This window comes from Flavobacterium sp. DSR2-3-3 (genome assembly GCF_049896585.1).
Classification (GTDB): Bacteria; Bacteroidota; Bacteroidia; order Flavobacteriales; family Flavobacteriaceae; genus Flavobacterium.
On record NZ_JAFCUP010000002.1, the window covers coordinates 340,583 to 357,824 of the forward strand.

The 17,242-nt window shown below is 31.8% G+C and carries 15 protein-coding genes and 1 pseudogene; 7 read left to right on the forward strand and 9 right to left on the reverse strand.

Annotated elements, in window-relative coordinates:
• Window positions 1–32: 32 nt before the first annotated feature.
• Window positions 33–920: an AraC family transcriptional regulator gene (locus ACP7AQ_RS04225; protein ID WP_426092336.1), complete on the reverse strand. Its 888-nt coding sequence runs from the start codon at window positions 918–920 to the stop codon at window positions 33–35.
• A gap of 873 nt (window positions 921–1,793) precedes the next feature.
• Between ACP7AQ_RS04225 and tnpA the strand changes: the two are divergent.
• Both tnpA and kdsB read left to right on the forward strand, forming a co-directional pair.
• Window positions 1,794–2,229, forward strand: a pseudogene (gene tnpA, locus ACP7AQ_RS04230) (IS200/IS605 family transposase).
• 500 nt (window positions 2,230–2,729) lie between these two features.
• Window positions 2,730–3,455: a 3-deoxy-manno-octulosonate cytidylyltransferase gene (gene kdsB / locus ACP7AQ_RS04235; protein WP_426094513.1), complete on the forward strand. Its 726-nt coding sequence runs from the start codon at window positions 2,730–2,732 to the stop codon at window positions 3,453–3,455.
• Here the strand turns inward: kdsB and ACP7AQ_RS04240 are convergent, their stop codons facing one another.
• Together ACP7AQ_RS04240 and ACP7AQ_RS04245 are read right to left on the reverse strand one after the other, a co-directional pair.
• Window positions 3,456–4,166: a potassium channel family protein gene (locus ACP7AQ_RS04240; protein WP_426063069.1), complete on the reverse strand. Its 711-nt coding sequence runs from the start codon at window positions 4,164–4,166 to the stop codon at window positions 3,456–3,458.
• A gap of 105 nt (window positions 4,167–4,271) precedes the next feature.
• The gene (locus ACP7AQ_RS04245) at window positions 4,272–4,937 is read right to left on the reverse strand and encodes a spermidine synthase (protein ID WP_426094514.1); all 666 of its coding nucleotides are present in this window, start codon (window positions 4,935–4,937) and stop codon (window positions 4,272–4,274) included.
• 61 nt (window positions 4,938–4,998) lie between these two features.
• On the opposite strand from ACP7AQ_RS04245, the gene ACP7AQ_RS04250 reads away from it, so the two are divergent.
• Window positions 4,999–5,553 (forward strand): 1-acyl-sn-glycerol-3-phosphate acyltransferase, encoded by a 555-nt coding sequence (locus tag ACP7AQ_RS04250; protein WP_426092339.1) that lies wholly within the window; start codon window positions 4,999–5,001, stop codon window positions 5,551–5,553.
• A gap of 198 nt (window positions 5,554–5,751) precedes the next feature.
• Here ACP7AQ_RS04250 and ACP7AQ_RS04255 read toward each other — a convergent pair whose 3' ends face one another.
• Window positions 5,752–6,228, reverse strand: a complete 477-nt coding sequence (locus ACP7AQ_RS04255) for a helix-turn-helix domain-containing protein (RefSeq protein ID WP_426094515.1) — start codon at window positions 6,226–6,228, stop codon at window positions 5,752–5,754.
• Window positions 6,229–6,539: 311 nt separating this feature from the next.
• Here ACP7AQ_RS04255 and ACP7AQ_RS04260 point away from each other — a divergent pair, with 311 nt between their 5' ends.
• From ACP7AQ_RS04260 to ACP7AQ_RS04275, 4 genes are all read left to right on the forward strand, one after another.
• Window positions 6,540–7,694: a M14 family metallopeptidase gene (locus tag ACP7AQ_RS04260; RefSeq protein WP_426094516.1), complete on the forward strand. Its 1,155-nt coding sequence runs from the start codon at window positions 6,540–6,542 to the stop codon at window positions 7,692–7,694.
• A gap of 76 nt (window positions 7,695–7,770) precedes the next feature.
• Window positions 7,771–8,250, forward strand: a complete 480-nt coding sequence (locus ACP7AQ_RS04265; protein ID WP_114755272.1) for an Lrp/AsnC family transcriptional regulator — start codon at window positions 7,771–7,773, stop codon at window positions 8,248–8,250.
• Window positions 8,251–8,339: 89 nt separating this feature from the next.
• Entirely contained in the window at window positions 8,340–10,925 is a 2,586-nt protein-coding gene (locus tag ACP7AQ_RS04270; RefSeq protein ID WP_426094517.1) for a phosphoenolpyruvate carboxylase, read from the forward strand.
• Between the two features lie 10 nt (window positions 10,926–10,935).
• Window positions 10,936–11,451: a DinB family protein gene (locus ACP7AQ_RS04275; protein ID WP_426063827.1), complete on the forward strand. Its 516-nt coding sequence runs from the start codon at window positions 10,936–10,938 to the stop codon at window positions 11,449–11,451.
• A 1-nt stretch (window position 11,452) separates the two neighbouring features.
• Here the strand turns inward: ACP7AQ_RS04275 and ACP7AQ_RS04280 are convergent, their stop codons facing one another.
• From ACP7AQ_RS04280 to ACP7AQ_RS04300, 5 genes are all read right to left on the reverse strand, one after another.
• Window positions 11,453–11,929 (reverse strand): DNA-deoxyinosine glycosylase, encoded by a 477-nt coding sequence (locus ACP7AQ_RS04280; RefSeq protein ID WP_426094518.1) that lies wholly within the window; start codon window positions 11,927–11,929, stop codon window positions 11,453–11,455.
• Between the two features lie 10 nt (window positions 11,930–11,939).
• Window positions 11,940–14,051, reverse strand: coding sequence for a DNA helicase RecQ (gene recQ, locus ACP7AQ_RS04285; RefSeq protein WP_426094519.1), 2,112 nt, complete (start codon window positions 14,049–14,051; stop codon window positions 11,940–11,942).
• An 88-nt stretch (window positions 14,052–14,139) separates the two neighbouring features.
• Window positions 14,140–14,544, reverse strand: a complete 405-nt coding sequence (locus tag ACP7AQ_RS04290; protein ID WP_426094520.1) for a DNA primase — start codon at window positions 14,542–14,544, stop codon at window positions 14,140–14,142.
• Between the two features lie 8 nt (window positions 14,545–14,552).
• The gene (locus ACP7AQ_RS04295) at window positions 14,553–15,524 is read right to left on the reverse strand and encodes a deoxyhypusine synthase family protein (RefSeq protein WP_073353127.1); all 972 of its coding nucleotides are present in this window, start codon (window positions 15,522–15,524) and stop codon (window positions 14,553–14,555) included.
• Window positions 15,525–15,617: 93 nt separating this feature from the next.
• Window positions 15,618–17,018 carry an arginine decarboxylase gene (locus ACP7AQ_RS04300; RefSeq protein WP_426063823.1) on the reverse strand — a complete coding sequence of 467 codons (1,401 nt, stop codon included), beginning with the start codon at window positions 17,016–17,018 and terminating at the stop codon, window positions 15,618–15,620.
• Window positions 17,019–17,242: the final 224 nt, after the last annotated feature.

Consider the following 17,242-nt stretch of genomic DNA (forward strand, 5'->3'; position numbering starts at 1 on the left):
AACAGGGAGGGTAGGGTGTTATATAAACAAGACTATGCGGTATAAATTTGCGCCAACCCGTTTTGTAGGTCCGTTGGGGTTTCCTTTAGTTTTGCTTTTACAAATTTATTAAGTGCAGACGGGGAACTGAATCCAAGGTCAAAGGCGATTTCTTTGTGTGAGAGATCCGTAAATAATAATTGTCTTTTAATTTCTATCAGGATTCGGTTGTGGATAGCATTTATAGCCGTTTCGCCAGAATAATTTTTATTTAAAGCATTGAGCTTTTTAGTACTGATAGCCAGTTTTGAGGCGTAGTATTGTACGGTACGCTCGCTTTTATAGTGATGGTTCAAAAGTTTTTTAAAGTCAATATATGTTTGTTGGTTTGGTCCTTGCGCATCATGATGTAGAACAGGATGCTGACCATGAATGGATTCTATAAGTCCTAAAAGGAAAATTTTGATATAAAAACGCGCCTGTTCTTTTTTGACAAGGCTGGGGGCGTTGTAAATATCCTGTATGTTTTTTATAATTGGAAGCACTTGTTCAAATTCAAGGCTAGATAGTGCCGTACAATTTAGATGTGCCGATAGGTTAACATTATAAGCACTGAGCTCATTTTTTAATATATCCGAACAAAACAATACTTCTTCAAATAATATAATTTTACCTGTCAAATCAGTACTCAGATTAGACAAAAAGTGAATTTGATCCGGAAATATAACGGCTATTTTTCCTGAATTTAATAAATATATTTTGTCTTCAATATGTACTTTACTAGTTCCAGACTCTACTAGTATAATACAAAAATGATCTTTTTTATGTGGTTTCAAATAATCTTGTAGACTTGCCGTCCCGAGGTCAAAAACTCGGAATGACAAATTTTTATCATCCGTTTTTTGAATATTTTTCTTGATCTCTAACCTCTTTAAATGCATAGAATATTTTTTTATATAAGTGCATATCGCGCTTAAATTACCAACTCTAATCAATCAAGTTTATAAAAATTTCATGTGCCGTAATACTCGCAACGATAATTTAGTAAATTCAATATAATTATTTTTCTGCTTACATTTCGTTACTATATTTATAATCAAGGTTTAATATCAGAAAAAAGAAGTGGCAATGAATTTGCGTAAAACAGTAATTCACAAAGATACACTTTTCTTAATTTTACGGGAATAATTGAGTCTAAAATTAAGCTACAACTTGATTTATTGCCGTTCTTAAGTTATTAATAAGGAATTATATTTTACACCTTATTTGGAAAAATAACCTCATTGATCACTCGATTCCAGCGTAAATGGACTTCCGGTTATCGGATAAATGTAATGGTTCATTTTTATCTTTAAAACAAAAAATAACAATGAAGAACTAGAAAGTCAGAGGTGAAAAGTGAATCAAGAACAAGCATTCTGATAAAAAATAATTTAAATTCCAATTGTATCTGACTTTTGTTTTTTTAGGTAAAAAAAATAGTAAAAAAGTTTAATTTAACTATAATAAAATTTGATTTTTAATAATTTAATCTTTTGAAAAAGAACATATTTTAGCAGTTTTTTATTTCATTTAGTGGTTTCACGACGTTTCAAAAATAAATTTTTTTAGGGTATAATTCGATCGAGGAATTCCTTTGTAATGGGTTTTTGCAGTAAGGAAACCACATTTAGATCTTTACAAACTCGGGCAATATCAAGATCGTCAATTGTGTTTGAAACAGTAACTACTTTAGATTTATTGGTCCTAAAAAAATTAAAACTATGCACTTTCGTGCTTTTCGCTATTAACTTCTAAAAATGTACATCTGAAATATGGATTTTCAAAGAACAAATAAACATAAAGTATCAAGTTTAACCGTTCATATCGTTTGGTCCATAAAGTGTAAGTATGGAGTTTTGCAAGGGGATATTAAAATGCGATTGAACTATTTTGATACAAATATGTGAAGGGGAAGGCGTTCAGCTATTAAAAGAAGTAGTGTCAAAAGATCATGTCCAAATGCTTATTGAATATCGACTTTCCCAAGATGTAAGCACTTTGGTTAAATTATTGAAAGGGCGTTCTTAATGAAAACTACAAATTGAATTCCTACATCTAAAAAAAAGATATTGGGGTAGTCATTTTTAGTCTGTATGTTTTGGATGTTGGAGTACGAGTAATTTTACAGATGTAATGGTAAATCAATATTTGGAACATCACAGAAACCCGCATGAGAATTATAATGACAACTTTATAATTGAATACTAACAACCGTTCAGACTTTACGACTACTAACCAAATTTATGGATCTACAGTCCGAAGTGGTTTATTTAATTAAAAGAGGATATTTTTTTTACGATTAAATTTTGGCTAGACTATTAAGACAGCTACATTTTTCGATTCTCTATTTTTCGATTGGTGCAGATAGCAACGAATATGAATTGATAAATAGTTCGCAGTGTTTGATTTACTTGAAGGTTATTTTAAATTCATCAATTCGTATCGTTTTTAGGCGAGGTAGCATTGATTATTGATAAATAGAACTATTTCTGAAAGCTTGTACTTTGTTAATTATTTTTTATTTTATGATTTTTAGCGATATTTAAAATAGTTGCAGTTTTATGATCATAAATAGTTTTTTCGGATTTTTTTTAAGAATAAAAATAAAAAATGAATTCGTAACAGAATAAATGGATGAAGACCGAACGCATTTATTAGTAAAATAAAAAAATCATATTACCTTAGCGCTTTAGCAATTCCGTATAAAAATGAAAATAATAGCAGTTATTCCCGCCCGTTACGCTTCGACACGATTTCCCGCCAAACTGATGCAGGATTTGGGAGGTAAAACGGTTATTTTAAGAACTTATGAAGCCGCCGTAAACACGCAATTATTTGACGATGTTTTTGTGGTAACGGATTCGGATTTAATTTATAACGAAATCGTTTCTCACAACGGAAAAGCCATCAAAAGTATCAAAGAACACGAATCAGGAAGTGATCGGATTGCAGAAGCTGTCGAAAATATGGACGTGGATATTGTAATTAATGTGCAAGGAGATGAACCGTTTATTGATTCGGAACCTTTGGCAAAAGTCATTGAAGTTTTTAGAAATGATTTGGACAAAAAAGTAGATTTGGCTTCCTTGATGCGTGAAATTACAAATGAAGACGACATCAACAATCCCAATAATGTAAAAGTGGTTGTGGATCAAAATGGATTCGCTTTGTACTTTTCGCGTTCGGTAATTCCGTATCCAAGAGAGAAAAATGTGGGCTTACGATACATGCAACATATCGGGATTTATGCTTTTAGAAAACAAGCCTTATTAGATTTTTACAGTTTGCCTATGCAATCTTTGGAAGCATCCGAAAAACTGGAACAATTGCGTTACCTAGAATTTGGAAAACGAATAAAAATGGTGGAAACAACTCATATTGGAATCGGAATTGACACTCCGGAAGATTTAGAAAAAGCCAGGAAAATGCTGTAATTATTCCAGGTTATCGTGATCGAAATAGCCTTTCGTTTTTACTTTGGTGGAAAAGAAATTCAAGAAAAGTACAATAAAAAACAGAAACAATAAGGCTTGTGTAGTTACTAGAAATTTCCCAATTGTGGTGATAGGATAAAAATCACCATAACCAATAGATGAGGATGTTACGATACTAAAGTAAACTGCATCAAACCAATGAAAAAACGGTTTGTTCATGTAGCTTTCAATTGAATAAAAAACGGCATAAGCAAATGCAATCTCTAAATAATTAAAGAAAAGCAACAACATTGATCTCTTGTACGAACGTGGTTTTGAAAATAAATCAGAAGCAAAAATTAATGTAGGAATGTAAAAAACAGTTTCCAAAAATACATAAACAAGAATCCAAATGAGCCATATATGGCTTTGCCAATGATTTACTAAAATCACTATCGGAAAAACCACTTTGAGTAAAACATAGAAATCCAAAGCTAAAACCTGATATTCGACTCCTTTTTTACTGGCCCAATATTTAATGTAAATTCCGGGAAAAAGCAATTGGGAGCAAGCAAGGATCAAACGCACTATTTTTTCAATTCCATTGTCTTCCTGATGTTCATTATTCCAAATGGATTGAATATTTTGTATTCGTTTTTGAACCGGATTAAATTTTGGTTGAAAACCCTGTGAAGTTTTCCCTAGAAGCAATTTTTTTACAATTTTTTTCATTCCATCAGAGTATTAAATAACGCTATGTAAGAGTACAAAATTATTGTGTTTCTTCAAGACTATTGGATTGCAAATTTTCAGAAAGAACATTTCATGGTTCATTATTTAATTTAATTTTTCGATTACAATCAATTCATTATGAATTTCAACTCTAGGTATGGTTTTTATTTGAAATTGACTTATAAAAAAGTCGGAGACGTATTTTTTATTCCTTAGATTTTGACTTTCATTCAGTAACATTGTATTGAAAAGGATAAAACCATAATTTTTTAATAGCGAGCAAACTCTTTTGGTGAAAAAAGTTTCAAATAAAAAATTGGGCATTGTGGTATCTTGGAAAATATCAATAATAATTAAATCGTATTTGGTTTTAGTTTTCAAAACAAATTCGAAAGCATCATCAATTACAATTTCAAGATTTTTCACTTCATCTAATTTAAAATAGGTGTTGGCTATTTTAATTATTTCGGGGTCAATTTCAACTCCGGTAATTTTTCCTTTGTATTTTATTTCATCAACCAATGTTTTGATAACGCTTCCGCCGGCAACTCCCAAAACTAAAATATGATTCATTGAAACTATTTTTTCATAACCAATGTTTTTTAATCCTAACCGCAAAATACGTTGTAAACTGCCGTAAGAATAATTGGCATTTTCAGAATCCAAAACTAGTTCTCCATTAGTCCAAGTCACTTCAATCGATTTACTTAAGACAGATTTCGTTTCATAAATTTTAATTGGAATGAGATAACTGAATATTTTTTTAATCATTAGAGCTGGTTTTACCCAAAAATAAGATTTAAATAATTTATTTTGTCCGAAATAAGAAAGAATGAAGAAACAATTTTACAAATGGATATTTTTCAGGCTCATGGGTTGGAAAATAGTTGGTGGTATTGATGCAAATATTAAAAAATGTGTGATTATGGTTATGCCGCATACGAGTGCGCACGATTTTTATTTGGGAATTTTTATCAGAGGAATAACCGAGTTAGAAATGAACTGGGTGGGTAAAAAGGAATTGTTTCGTTTTCCTTTCGGATTTTATTTTAGATATATGGGCGGAGAACCACTGGATCGTTCAGGAGGTTTAAACAAAGTCGATTCTATTGCGGCTATTTTTCAAAAAAAAGAAATTTTTCGTTTGGCTGTTGCTCCTGAAGGAACTCGTAAAAAAGTTACCAAACTTAAAACAGGATTTTATTATATCGCTTTGAAAGCAAATGTTCCTATAATTCCGATCACATTTGATTTTGGAAGAAAAGAAGTGAATTTAGGAAATCCAGTTTTACCCCTAGGTGATATCGAAAGTGATATGGTTATTTTGAAGAAACATTACGAAGGTGTAAAAGGCAAAATCCGGGAAAACGGATATTCATTTGAATAAATGTTACATTATTAAAAAAAAAAGAAATAAAGTTGGATACGCTTACAGTTATCCAACGGCTTCAACTGATTTTGCTCCAATGAATGTAAGAGCCGAAGCAGGTTTAACTTTAGTTTTTGTTCTTAGGAAATAGAATCGTCTTTAAATTTAAAATAGTAAATAACCCCAATTTAGAAATCTGAATTGGAGTTATTTTTTTTAATCGGGAACATAACTTTTAAAAGTTCCATTTTTGTAAAAAATTACGATTTTATCGATGGCACCAGAATATGATTCTTTTGCGCTATTTTGATTTTCTGTTTTTTTTGTTTCGAATGCTGGAATCGGATTTGGGCTTTTTATTTCCGAAAATAAATTCTCAGGAATTATTTCAGTATTCGGTGGAATAGGAATATTTTGTTTTCCAATGTACTCAACACTTTTTTCTTTTGCATTTAACTGCTTTAAATTTTTTGGAAAAGTTCCTTTTCCATTCAAAATCCAATACAAATCTACATCAGGAAAAACATCTAATATTTTAAGGATAAAGTCCAAACTGGGTTTGTTTCTTCCTGACAACAGGTGAGACAAACTGGAGCGCTGCACTCCAATTCTGTCCGCAAAAGAAGAAGCATTCAAGCTGTAGTAATCCAGTATAATTTCTAATCTTTTTATAAAATCTTCTATGTTTACCATTGTAAATTAGTATTAAAAATAAACTATTTACAAATGTAATTATAATAGCTTGAAATACCTAAATTACAACTGTAAATTTATTTTAATTGATGTATTTTATTAAAGTATTTAAAAAGGTGAGAATATTTAAAACAATGATAAATAGATATTTAAATAATATATTATAAATTAATAACATTTGTTAATTATAGGATGCTAAGTCAATACGACTTACTGCGGATAAGTGTTTACATCCTTGAAATATTTTGCATTTTACTAGTTTACAAATGTAAATATAAAGATGTTTACTTTTGTAAATCAAATAAAACATCATGAATTTAGAGCAATTATTCAGTCAACATAGTGAAGAAACTATCCACGGTCGTTATATTACTTTAAAATCGATTGAGCCACTACTTCAAAAATTAAACAGCAACAATCAACTTAAAATTATTGGGAAATCAGTTCTAGGAAAATCTATTTATTCGTACCAAATAGGAGATGGTAAAATTAGAATTTTACTGTGGTCACAAATGCACGGAAATGAAAGTACTACAACAAAAGCTTTATTTGACTTTTTGAATGTGTTGGAGAGTGGTTCTGAATTGGCACAACGATTATTAAAGTCATTTACTTTTTACACTATTCCAATGTTGAATCCTGATGGTGCCAAATTATATACTAGAGAAAATGCCAACAAAGTGGATTTAAATCGCGATTCGAATGAGCTCACACAGCCAGAAAGTAAGCTATTAAGAGCGGTTTTTGAATCATTTAAACCAGAATATTGCTTTAATCTTCATGATCAGCGTACGATTTTTGGAGTAAGCGATACCGGGAAACCGGCTACATTGTCATTTTTAGCTCCTTCTTACAACGAAGAACGAGAGATAAACGACTCCCGATTAAAAGCCATCAATTTGATTGCGAGTATAAACGAGGTACTTCAGGAGTATTTACCAAATCAAATTGGACGTTTTGATGATTCTTTTAATATCAACTGCATTGGAGATAAATTTCAATATTTGGGAGTTCCGACGTTATTGTTCGAAGCAGGTCATTTTCCGAACGATTATGAAAGAGAGAAAACCCGTATATATGTTTTTATGGCGTTAATTTCGAGTTTCACTACACTTAGCGAAAACGTTATAGTTAGCAACGGAATTAACAAATATTTGAATATTCCTCAAAATAAAGTCGTTTTTTATGATTTTATGTATAAAAACATCAAAATAAATTATGATGGTATCGAAATAATCACCAATTTTGCAGCACAGTACAAAGAAGAGTTGATTGAAAATCAGATTTGTTTTAATGCATATGTTTCACAAATAGGCGATTTAGAAAATTATTTTGGTCATTTTGAATATGACGCTGAAGGTGCGTTATACAAAGATAGTTTTGAGTCGATTCCTAAATTAAACCAAAAAGCTGATTTTTATTTAGATAATGACATAAAATTTGTTAACGGAATGATAAAAATATAATATTTACGTCTTTTTGTTGTTTTTATGTATAATTTTATACTTTGTTATAGTAATTAATAATGTTAATTTAAGAATTATGAGTAAATTTCGTTTAGATGAAGTAGATCACCAGATTTTAGATATGTTGATAGACAATACAAGAGTTCCATTTACGGATATTGCAAAAAAATTATTGATTTCAGCAGGAACTGTGCATGTAAGAGTAAAAAAAATGGAAGATGCCGGAATTATTATGGGATCTTCATTAGTTCTTGATTATGATAAATTGGGATACTCATTTATCGCTTATGTCGGTGTTTTTCTTAACAACACTTCTCAAACAAAATTTGTTTTAGAACGTATCAACGAAATTCCATTTGTAACGGTAGCTTCAGTGACTACAGGGAAATTTAATATTTTTTGTAAAATTAGAGCTAAAGATACTAAACATGCAAAAGATGTTATCTTTATGATTGATGATATTGAAGGCGTTTACAGAACCGAAACGATGATCTCACTTGAGGAAAGCATAAATGACAAGAAGCGCTTGATGCACACTATTTTCAAAAATATGTAATTATCTTGAATGCGATATATAAATATAACCTCAAGTTTACTCTTGGGGTTTTTTTGTGACAAATTAACTAAACCAACTACAACTAAATTATGTACACACTACCTAAAATTGAACGTTTCAATCAAGACGTTCTCTCTAAATACCATATTTACAATAGCGTTTTTATCACATTGCCGTTTCATTCCATAGATAACACCGGAGCTTTACTTCCTTTGTTTACAGACATTTGTGATACGGGATTTAAAAAGCAAGAAACTCCGAAAGAAATTGTTAATTTTTTTGCCAAAAGGTATTTGCATGATCCTTCAGAAACAGAGAAAATTGATATCATGTTTCGTTTTATTCAATACATCGAACGTCAGATTGTATTGTTTGATGCCATTGAAGATGCCGCTTTTCCAGTTGTTAATAATATGGAAGGACGAGGTTCCTTAAGAGATATCAAGGAAAAATCAGATGCAAAAGACAAAGAAGAGGAGTTGATTGATTTTTTGGAGGATTTCAATGTAAGGACTGTTTTGACCGCTCATCCTACACAATTTTACCCCGGTGCAGTTCTTGGAATTATTAATGATTTGACAGAAGCGATTCGAAAAAATGACTTACTTAATATCAAGCAATTGCTAGCTCAATTAGGTAAAACTCCTTTTATTCAAAACGAAAAACCAAACCCTTTTGATGAAGCTGTAAGTTTGATTTGGTATCTCGAAAATGTATTTTACCAAACTTCCGGCGAGATGGTGCAGTATTTACAAAAGAATATTTTCAACGGTAATTCCATAAAGAATCCATTGATTAAACTTGGATTTTGGCCTGGAGGTGATCGTGATGGAAATCCATTTGTGACTACCGAAATAACGCTGAAAGTAGCGGAACGCTTGCGAACTTCTATTTTGAAATGTTATTACATCGAAATCAGGAATTTAAAAAGAAAGCTAACCTTCTCAGGAGTAAATACTTTAGTTACTGAACTGGAACAAAAACTTTATAGGTCTGTATTTTATTCCAAAGGAGAAATTTTTATTACTTTAGATGAGTTCAAATCACAATTAAATAAAATTAAACAAATAGTTATCGACCAGCATCAATCTTTATATTTAGATGAATTGGACGCACTATTGATAAAAGTAAATTTATTTGGATTTCATTTTGCTTCCTTGGACATACGTCAGAACAGTAAGATTCATGATACTGTGTTCAGAGATATAGTGGATTTTTATTTAAAAACGGATGCCTCTGTTTTTCCTGAAAACTATTTTGAATTATCAGAGGAAGATAAATTTAAAGTATTATCAAATACTAACGGAAATCTTGATGCTGCTGTATTTGCAAATGAAATAACTCGTTTCACAATCGAATCGATTCACGCGATAAAAACAATTCAGGAAAAAAATGGTGAATTTGGTGCAAACCGATACATAATTAGTAACAATGAAAGCGCGCTTAATGTAATGGAGACTTTTGCATTATTCCGTTTAAGTAATTGGGAAAATCCTCCCGTTGATATTATTCCGCTTTTCGAATCAATTGATGATTTGCAGAATGCGCATGAAATAATGGAGAAATTATATACAAATCCCACTTATTCAGCGCATTTGGCGAATAGAAACAATAAGCAAACGATAATGCTTGGTTTCTCTGACGGAACAAAAGATGGAGGGTATTTAATGGCGAATTGGAGTATTTATAAGGCAAAAGAAGAACTCACTGCGATCTCCAGAAAATATGGCGTAAAAGCAATTTTCTTTGATGGTCGTGGAGGCCCGCCCGCACGTGGAGGTGGAAAAACACATAAATTCTATGCTTCTTTAGGTCCAAATATTGAAAACAATGAAATTCAGGTTACAGTGCAAGGACAGACTATTAGCTCGAATTTTGGAACCTTAGATTCATGTCGATACAACTTAGAGAATTTGTTAAGTGCCGGTGTGACAAATCAAGTTTTCAATAAAGGGGAAAATGAATTGACTTTGGACGAAAAAAATATATTAGATCAATTGGCAGGTTTTGGTTATGAAAAGTATTTAAGTTTTAAAAATCATCCTAAATTTATTCCCTATTTGGAACAAATGAGCACGTTGAAATATTATGCTAAGACGAATATTGGAAGCCGACCATCTAAAAGAAGCAAATCAGAACATTTAGATTTTGCTGATTTACGTGCGATTCCTTTTGTGGGTTCCTGGAGTCAATTGAAGCAAAATGTCCCTGGATTTTTTGGAGTAGGTACTGCCTTGAAGCATTTTGAAGAAACAAATCAATGGGATAAAGTTCAGAATTTATATGATAATTCTATGTTCTTTAAAACCTTGTTAGAAAACAGTATGATGTCATTAGCAAAATCATTTTTTCCATTAACAGCTTACATGAAAAAAGACCCTCAATTTGGTGCTTTTTGGCAAATTATTTACGACGAGTTTTTAGAAACAAAACGATTGCTTTTGAAAATCGCAGGTCATAAAGAGCTTATGGAAAACTATCCTGATGGTAAAGCATCGATACAGATAAGAGAACGTATAGTATTGCCATTGTTGACAATACAACAATATGCATTACTTCGTATAAACGAATTAAATAAAGAGGATAAACCAGATGAAGCTTTAATAAAAGTGTACGAAAAAATTGTTACCCGTTCCCTCTTTGGAAATACAAATGCCAGTAGAAACTCCGCTTAAAAGATAAAAAATGAAGTCAACACAATTACCCGTAAATGAATATGCATCTTTTTATGCTCCTTATATAAATGCTTTAGGAGAAGTAAATTTGATGGAAGAATTAGAAATTTCATTGCATGATTTTATCCGTTTTGTTCAAAATATTCCAATGGATAAGTTTGATTACCGATATGCGGAAGGGAAGTGGAATATCAAAGAGATTATTCAACATGTAATCGATACCGAGCGCATTTTTGCGTATCGTGCTTTAAGAATTTCCAGAAACGATGTAACACCTTTACCAGGTTTTGATGAAAATTATTATGTGGCGAATACTGAAGCTGCCAATAGAAGTATTCAAGATTTGCTAACTGAATTTTCTGCCGTGCGACATTCGAATTTGTTTCTTTTTAAAAGTTTATCAGATGAACAATTTAGGAGGATTGGAATCGCTTCGAATGCAGCTGTATCAGTTCGTGCGATTGGTTTTATTATGATGGGACATCAGAAACACCATCAAAAAGTTTTCGAAGAAAGGTATTTATAATTTATTGAAAACCGGCCGACCAGATTTTTAGTTTGTTTTCAAAAGTCATTGTATTTGCAGGACTAGTGGAAGGCATCACATAATACGTGATGCCTTTTATTTGTCCAAATTTTTTTAGAAAGAATTTATGACTTTCTTTTCCGTTAAAAACAATGGTTGTAATTCCGGGAAATTTTTTGAAAAATGTTTCAAAATCATTTTCTTTATGATTTTTAATGTGAATGTCCAAACTTCCTTTTCTTTCACAATTTTCTAATACATCCCAAAGTCCAATGTTATTTGTTTGAAGCAATTGTATTTTTTCTTCGAAAACTTCAGCTATTGCTAAATTATTCAAGAGCGTGTACATTATTTTCCAGAAGTGATTTCTTTTGTGCGCATAATATTCCTGTTTTTCGAGTGATGCGATGCCAGGCATTGTTCCTAAAATCAAAATCTCGGTTTTGGAATTTACAAAAGGAGGAAAGGATTGTATCATATGAAGTTTTTTAAACTACAGCATTTTCTTTTTCTAATATCGCCAATGCTAACCGAATTTTACCGTAATCTATTTTTTCTTCAAAATAATCAAAATAAGGTTTTAAAGTATTTGGTGATTCTAATTTAATTTGCGCTTCTGCAATTTGAGAAACTTCTTCTTTTGAAATAAAAGAATTTAAATCAATAGCAACTCCATCAACATACAGTTTCGCTAAATGTGACATAATTGTACTAGGGCCTAATTTTCTCTTCTGAGCAATTTCCTCGACAGACAATCCGTTTTTATAAAGTTCCAATGTTTCTCTGTAAGTTGTGGCTTCTCTCTTTTTTCTGACAACTTTAGATTTTTGAAAATCATTTATTGCTTTGATAAAAGCATCGCCATATTTTTCCAGTTTTGCTTTTCCAACGCCATCAATTGCTAGCAATTCATGGTCGCTCGTGGGTCTTTCGGTTTCCATTTGGCGCAAAGCCGCATCACTAAAAATTACATAGGCAGGAACTGATTCCTCTTTGGAAATTTCGTAACGTAATTTTCTTAAGGTTTCAAAAAGCGAACTTGCTGCTGATTTACTTTTCGTTTCTTTGGTTTCTTGTTTCTCACTATTGATTTTCTGAACTGCGGTCAATTGTACTTTTTCATCTTCAAACAATACCTTTTTTGCAAGAGTTGTTAATCTGATTTTGTTTTGTTTGTGAAAAGCGATTTCACAATACCCTAGATTTATCAATTGTATCAAATATTGATTCCAGTCATACCACGAAAGATCAGCGCCAACGCCATACGTTTTTAAGTTTTGATATTCTTTTTCATAGATGTAAGCATTTTTGGAACCTCGCAAAAAGTCAATTATTACAGGCAGTGGTTCAGTTTCCTGTAATCGAATAATTGCCGATAATGCTTTTTGTGCAATTACCGTTCCATCGAAAAACAGCGGTGGATTTTTACAAATATCACAATTCCCACAGTTCTCTGTAACAAGTTCTCCAAAATAAGAAAGCAATATTTTTCTGCGACAACTTAATGCATCGGCATATTGTTTCATACGTTCCAGTTTAGCTAATTGTAATTCAGCGTTTAAACCTTGTGAAGCAAATTTTTGCAATTGAATTACATCGCCATAACTTTCGAATAATACCGTTTCTGATGGCAAACCATCGCGACCGGCACGACCAATTTCCTGATAATAACCTTCGATGTTTTTTGGTAAATTGTAGTGAATCACCCAGCGTACGTTTGATTTGTCAATTCCCATTCCAAAAGCAATGGTTGCGCAAACCACTTTGCAATCATCATTAATAAACTCGTCTTGTGTTGTGGAGCGAATTTTATTGTCTAAACCGGCATGATATGCTTTGGCGCTAATGCCTGTTTTTTGTAATTTTTCGGCAAGTTCTTCGGTTGTTTTTCTACTTAAGCAGTATACGATTCCGGATTCATTTGGTTTTTCTTGGATAAAATCTATAATTTGTTTGACTCTGTCCAAAGCGGGTCGAACTTCTAAACTTAGATTTTTTCTATCAAAAGAAGCCACAAATAGTTTCGGATTTTTTAGATTTAATTGTTCGCTAATATCCTTACGTGTAGCTTTATCAGCAGTTGCAGTTAAAGCTAATATTGGAGTAGAGGGGAAGCGGTTTTTTAGATATCCTAGATTAGTGTACGCTGGTCGGAAATCATGACCCCAAGATGAAATGCAATGCGCTTCATCAATGGCAATAAGACTTATTGTTAAACTATTGAAAATATTATCTAGAAAAGACAAACTTTCCGGAGCAATGTAAACCAATTTAATTGTGTTGGATTTTAAACTTTCAATATAAAATTGTCGTTCATCTTCGGTTTGGCTGCTGTTGATAAAACAGGCTGCAATTCCATTAGCTTTCAAACCATCGACTTGATCTTTCATCAAAGCAATAAGCGGAGAAATTACGATTGTAATTCCCGGAAAAACCAATGCGGGTAATTGAAAGCAAATTGATTTCCCTCCACCTGTAGGCATTATTGCTACTGTATCTTGTCCAGAAAGAATACAATTTATTATTTGTTCCTGATTAGGTCTGAATTTTTCAAAACCAAAGTTTTCTTTGAGTTTGGCGAGTAAAATTTCATGAGTCATTTTGGCGTGTATTTAGAAGTCTGAAATTATAAAAAAAAGGAACTCGTGAATGAGTTCCTTTTTAGAAATATATTTAAAATGGGATTAATTAATCCTCATCTTCATCGTCGTCTTCATCTGAGAAATCTTTTTCATCAGCATCGTCGTCATCCTCGTCATCTCCTGAATCTGAATCCGGTTTGTCGATAGCGTCATCTTCATCGTCGTCATCAATATCATCGTCTAAATCCAAACCTTTGATTGGTTCAACTACTTCGTCGATTATAATTTCATCATCTTCCTCAAAGTTTTCAATTCTATCAGCAAGTTTAGTGCTCACTTTTACTAAATAAATAGTATCGTCAGTTCGTACTTCGACTGCTTCAATCAATTCATTTTTAGCATTTCTAAAACTAATAATGTTTGAATCATCATATCCATCTGGAAATCTATCTACCAATAAGTTTAAAATTTCGTTGGTAAGTTTGGCGTAATCTACAATTACTCTTTTCATAAAATATTCTATAAATCTAATAAATAAGCGAAAATTAAAGGTGCTACAATGGTAGCATCGGACTCAATAATAAATTTTGGTGTTTTAATGTCTAATTTACCCCACGTGATTTTTTCATTTGGCACCGCTCCAGAATACGATCCATAACTAGTTGTGGAATCTGAAATCTGACAGAAATAACTCCAAAACGGAATGTCATGCATTTCCATATCTTGGTATAACATTGGCACCACGCATATTGGAAAATCTCCAGCAATACCTCCACCAATTTGGAAGAAACCTACACCATTTGTACTATTTTTCGGATACCAATCAGATAAGAAAACCATATATTCGATACCGGATTTCATTGTAGAAGCTTTTAAATCTCCTTTAATTACATACGATGCAAATATATTTCCCATGGTGCTGTCTTCCCATCCCGGTACAATTATAGGTAAATTTTTCTCAGCAGCTGCATACATCCAACTGTCTTTTAAGTCAATTTCATAATATTCTTCAAGAACACCTGAAAGTAACATTTTATACATAAACTCATGTGGAAAATATCTTTCGCCTTTATCATCCGCATCTTTCCAGATTTTGTAAATATGTTTTTGTAGACGACGGAAAGCTTCATGTTCCGGAATACAAGTATCTGTTACACGGTTTAGACCTCTTTCAAGTAAATCCCATTCATCTTGTGGAGTCAAATCACGATAATTTGGAACTCTTTCATAATGAGAATGAGCAACTAAATTCATGATGTCTTCTTCAAGATTAGCTCCAGTACACGAAATAATATGTACTTTATCCTGACGAATAATCTCAGAAAATATTTTTCCAATCTCGGCAGTACTCATAGCGCCAGCCATGCTTACCATCATTTTTGCACCATTGGCTAATTGTTCTTCGTATGCCTTAGCTGCGTCAACTAAAGATGCAGAATTGAAATGCAAATAATGCTTTTCTATAAACTGACTGATTGGTCCCTTGCTCATTTTTTAAAATTTAAATGCTTAAAAATCAATACGTTAAAATTATAATTTCAAATTTAACGAATTTTTATATTGAATAATTGAATAATTGTTAATTTATTTTTTGTCGTAACCTAATATTTTTAAAACTTCCTCAGAGGTTTGTTGTTCTGAAAAAACCTCAGTGGCTAATATACCGTTTTCGTCTCTGTCTATCAATATATGTTTAGGTTGCGGAATTAAGCAATGGTGCAAACCACCATATCCGCCAATAGTTTCCTGATAAGCTCCCGTGTTAAAAAATCCGATATATAATGGTTTTTCTTTATTGTATTTTGGCAAATAAATAGCATTCATGTTTTGCTCTGAGTTGTAATAATCATCGCTGTCACACGTCATTCCTCCCAACAAAACCCGCTCGTACATGTCATTCCAGCGATTTATGGCCAGCATGATAAAACGTTTGTTGATTGCCCATGTATCCGGTAAAGTAGTGATAAAAGAAGAATCAATCATATTCCATTTCTCTCTGTCATTTTGTTGTTTTTGATACAAAATCTGATAAATCGCTCCACCACTTTCTCCAACAGTAAAAGACCCAAATTCAGTAAAAATATTCGGAACATCGACTTCGGCTTCGTCACAAGCTATTTTGATCTGATTGATGATTTCGTCAATCATGTATTGATAATCGTATTCAAATGCCAATGAGTTTTTTATAGGAAAACCACCGCCAATATTTAATCCGTCAAGCGAAGGACACTCTTTCTTTAAAGCTACGTAAACCTTAATACATTTTACTAATTCATTCCAGTAATAGGCGTTGTCATTAATTCCTGTGTTAATAAAAAAGTGCAACATTTTAAGTTCCAATTTCTTATTTTCCTTGATTTCTTTTTTGTAAAACGGAACAATATTTTTGTATCCAATTCCTAATCTTGAGGTATAAAATTCAAATTTAGGCTCTTCTTCTGCAGCAATACGAATTCCAATTTTGAATTTGTTTTTTATTTGTCCTTGAAGCAAGTCAAGTTCTTCAAAATTATCAATAATTGGAATGGTGTTTTTATGACCATTGTTAATAAGTCTGGCAATATTTTCAATGTATTGGTCTCTTTTAAAACCATTGCAAATCACGTACGTACTTTTATTAATTTTACCGTTAGCTAAAAGGTTTTCAACAATATTAATATCAAATGCAGATGACGTTTCAATATGAATATTATTTTTGAACGCTTCGTTCATAATATATTCAAAATGAGAACTTTTTGTGCAATAACAATAGTAATATTTTGCCTCATATTTGTTTTTTTCCATCGACTTACGAAACCAGCTTTTGGCTTTGTTGATGTTGTTGGAAATTTGAGGTAAATAAGTAAATTTTAAAGGCGTACCATATTGCTCTACCAATTTCATCAAATCGATATTGTGAAACTGAAGATTATCTTTGTTTAATGTAAATTCTTCTTGGGGAAAATAGTAGGTTTGATTGATTAAATCAGAATATTTTGTATTCATTAGATGTCGTGATTATAGATTAGAATATTGTAAAATAAAGTAACCTATAATTCAAACCCGGATATTTGCATAAACGATTTGAAGCTTCTCGTGATCTGCTTTTAAGTATTGGAAAACATCAAAACTAAAGTTTCCTTTAATAGAATAAAACCGCTTCAATATTCTTAAAAAAGACATATTGTTTCGAGTTTTACTGGAACTATAATTTGGCTTGTTTTGACTTT

Coding starts and splice junctions, on each gene's coding strand:
- ACP7AQ_RS04265 (WP_114755272.1), top strand. CDS start 7,771: ATGAGTAAATTTCGTTTAGATGAAGTAGATCACCAGATTTTAGATATG.
- kdsB (WP_426094513.1), top strand. CDS start 2,730: ATGAAAATAATAGCAGTTATTCCCGCCCGTTACGCTTCGACACGATTT.
- ACP7AQ_RS04250 (WP_426092339.1), top strand. CDS start 4,999: ATGAAGAAACAATTTTACAAATGGATATTTTTCAGGCTCATGGGTTGG.
- ACP7AQ_RS04290 (WP_426094520.1), bottom strand. CDS start 14,544: ATGAAAAGAGTAATTGTAGATTACGCCAAACTTACCAACGAAATTTTA.
- ACP7AQ_RS04225 (WP_426092336.1), bottom strand. CDS start 920: ATGCATTTAAAGAGGTTAGAGATCAAGAAAAATATTCAAAAAACGGAT.
- ACP7AQ_RS04275 (WP_426063827.1), top strand. CDS start 10,936: ATGAAGTCAACACAATTACCCGTAAATGAATATGCATCTTTTTATGCT.
- ACP7AQ_RS04260 (WP_426094516.1), top strand. CDS start 6,540: ATGAATTTAGAGCAATTATTCAGTCAACATAGTGAAGAAACTATCCAC.
- ACP7AQ_RS04245 (WP_426094514.1), bottom strand. CDS start 4,937: ATGATTAAAAAAATATTCAGTTATCTCATTCCAATTAAAATTTATGAA.
- recQ (WP_426094519.1), bottom strand. CDS start 14,051: ATGACTCATGAAATTTTACTCGCCAAACTCAAAGAAAACTTTGGTTTT.
- ACP7AQ_RS04295 (WP_073353127.1), bottom strand. CDS start 15,524: ATGAGCAAGGGACCAATCAGTCAGTTTATAGAAAAGCATTATTTGCAT.
- ACP7AQ_RS04300 (WP_426063823.1), bottom strand. CDS start 17,018: ATGAATACAAAATATTCTGATTTAATCAATCAAACCTACTATTTTCCC.
- ACP7AQ_RS04280 (WP_426094518.1), bottom strand. CDS start 11,929: ATGATACAATCCTTTCCTCCTTTTGTAAATTCCAAAACCGAGATTTTG.
- ACP7AQ_RS04255 (WP_426094515.1), bottom strand. CDS start 6,228: ATGGTAAACATAGAAGATTTTATAAAAAGATTAGAAATTATACTGGAT.
- ACP7AQ_RS04270 (WP_426094517.1), top strand. CDS start 8,340: ATGTACACACTACCTAAAATTGAACGTTTCAATCAAGACGTTCTCTCT.
- ACP7AQ_RS04240 (WP_426063069.1), bottom strand. CDS start 4,166: ATGAAAAAAATTGTAAAAAAATTGCTTCTAGGGAAAACTTCACAGGGT.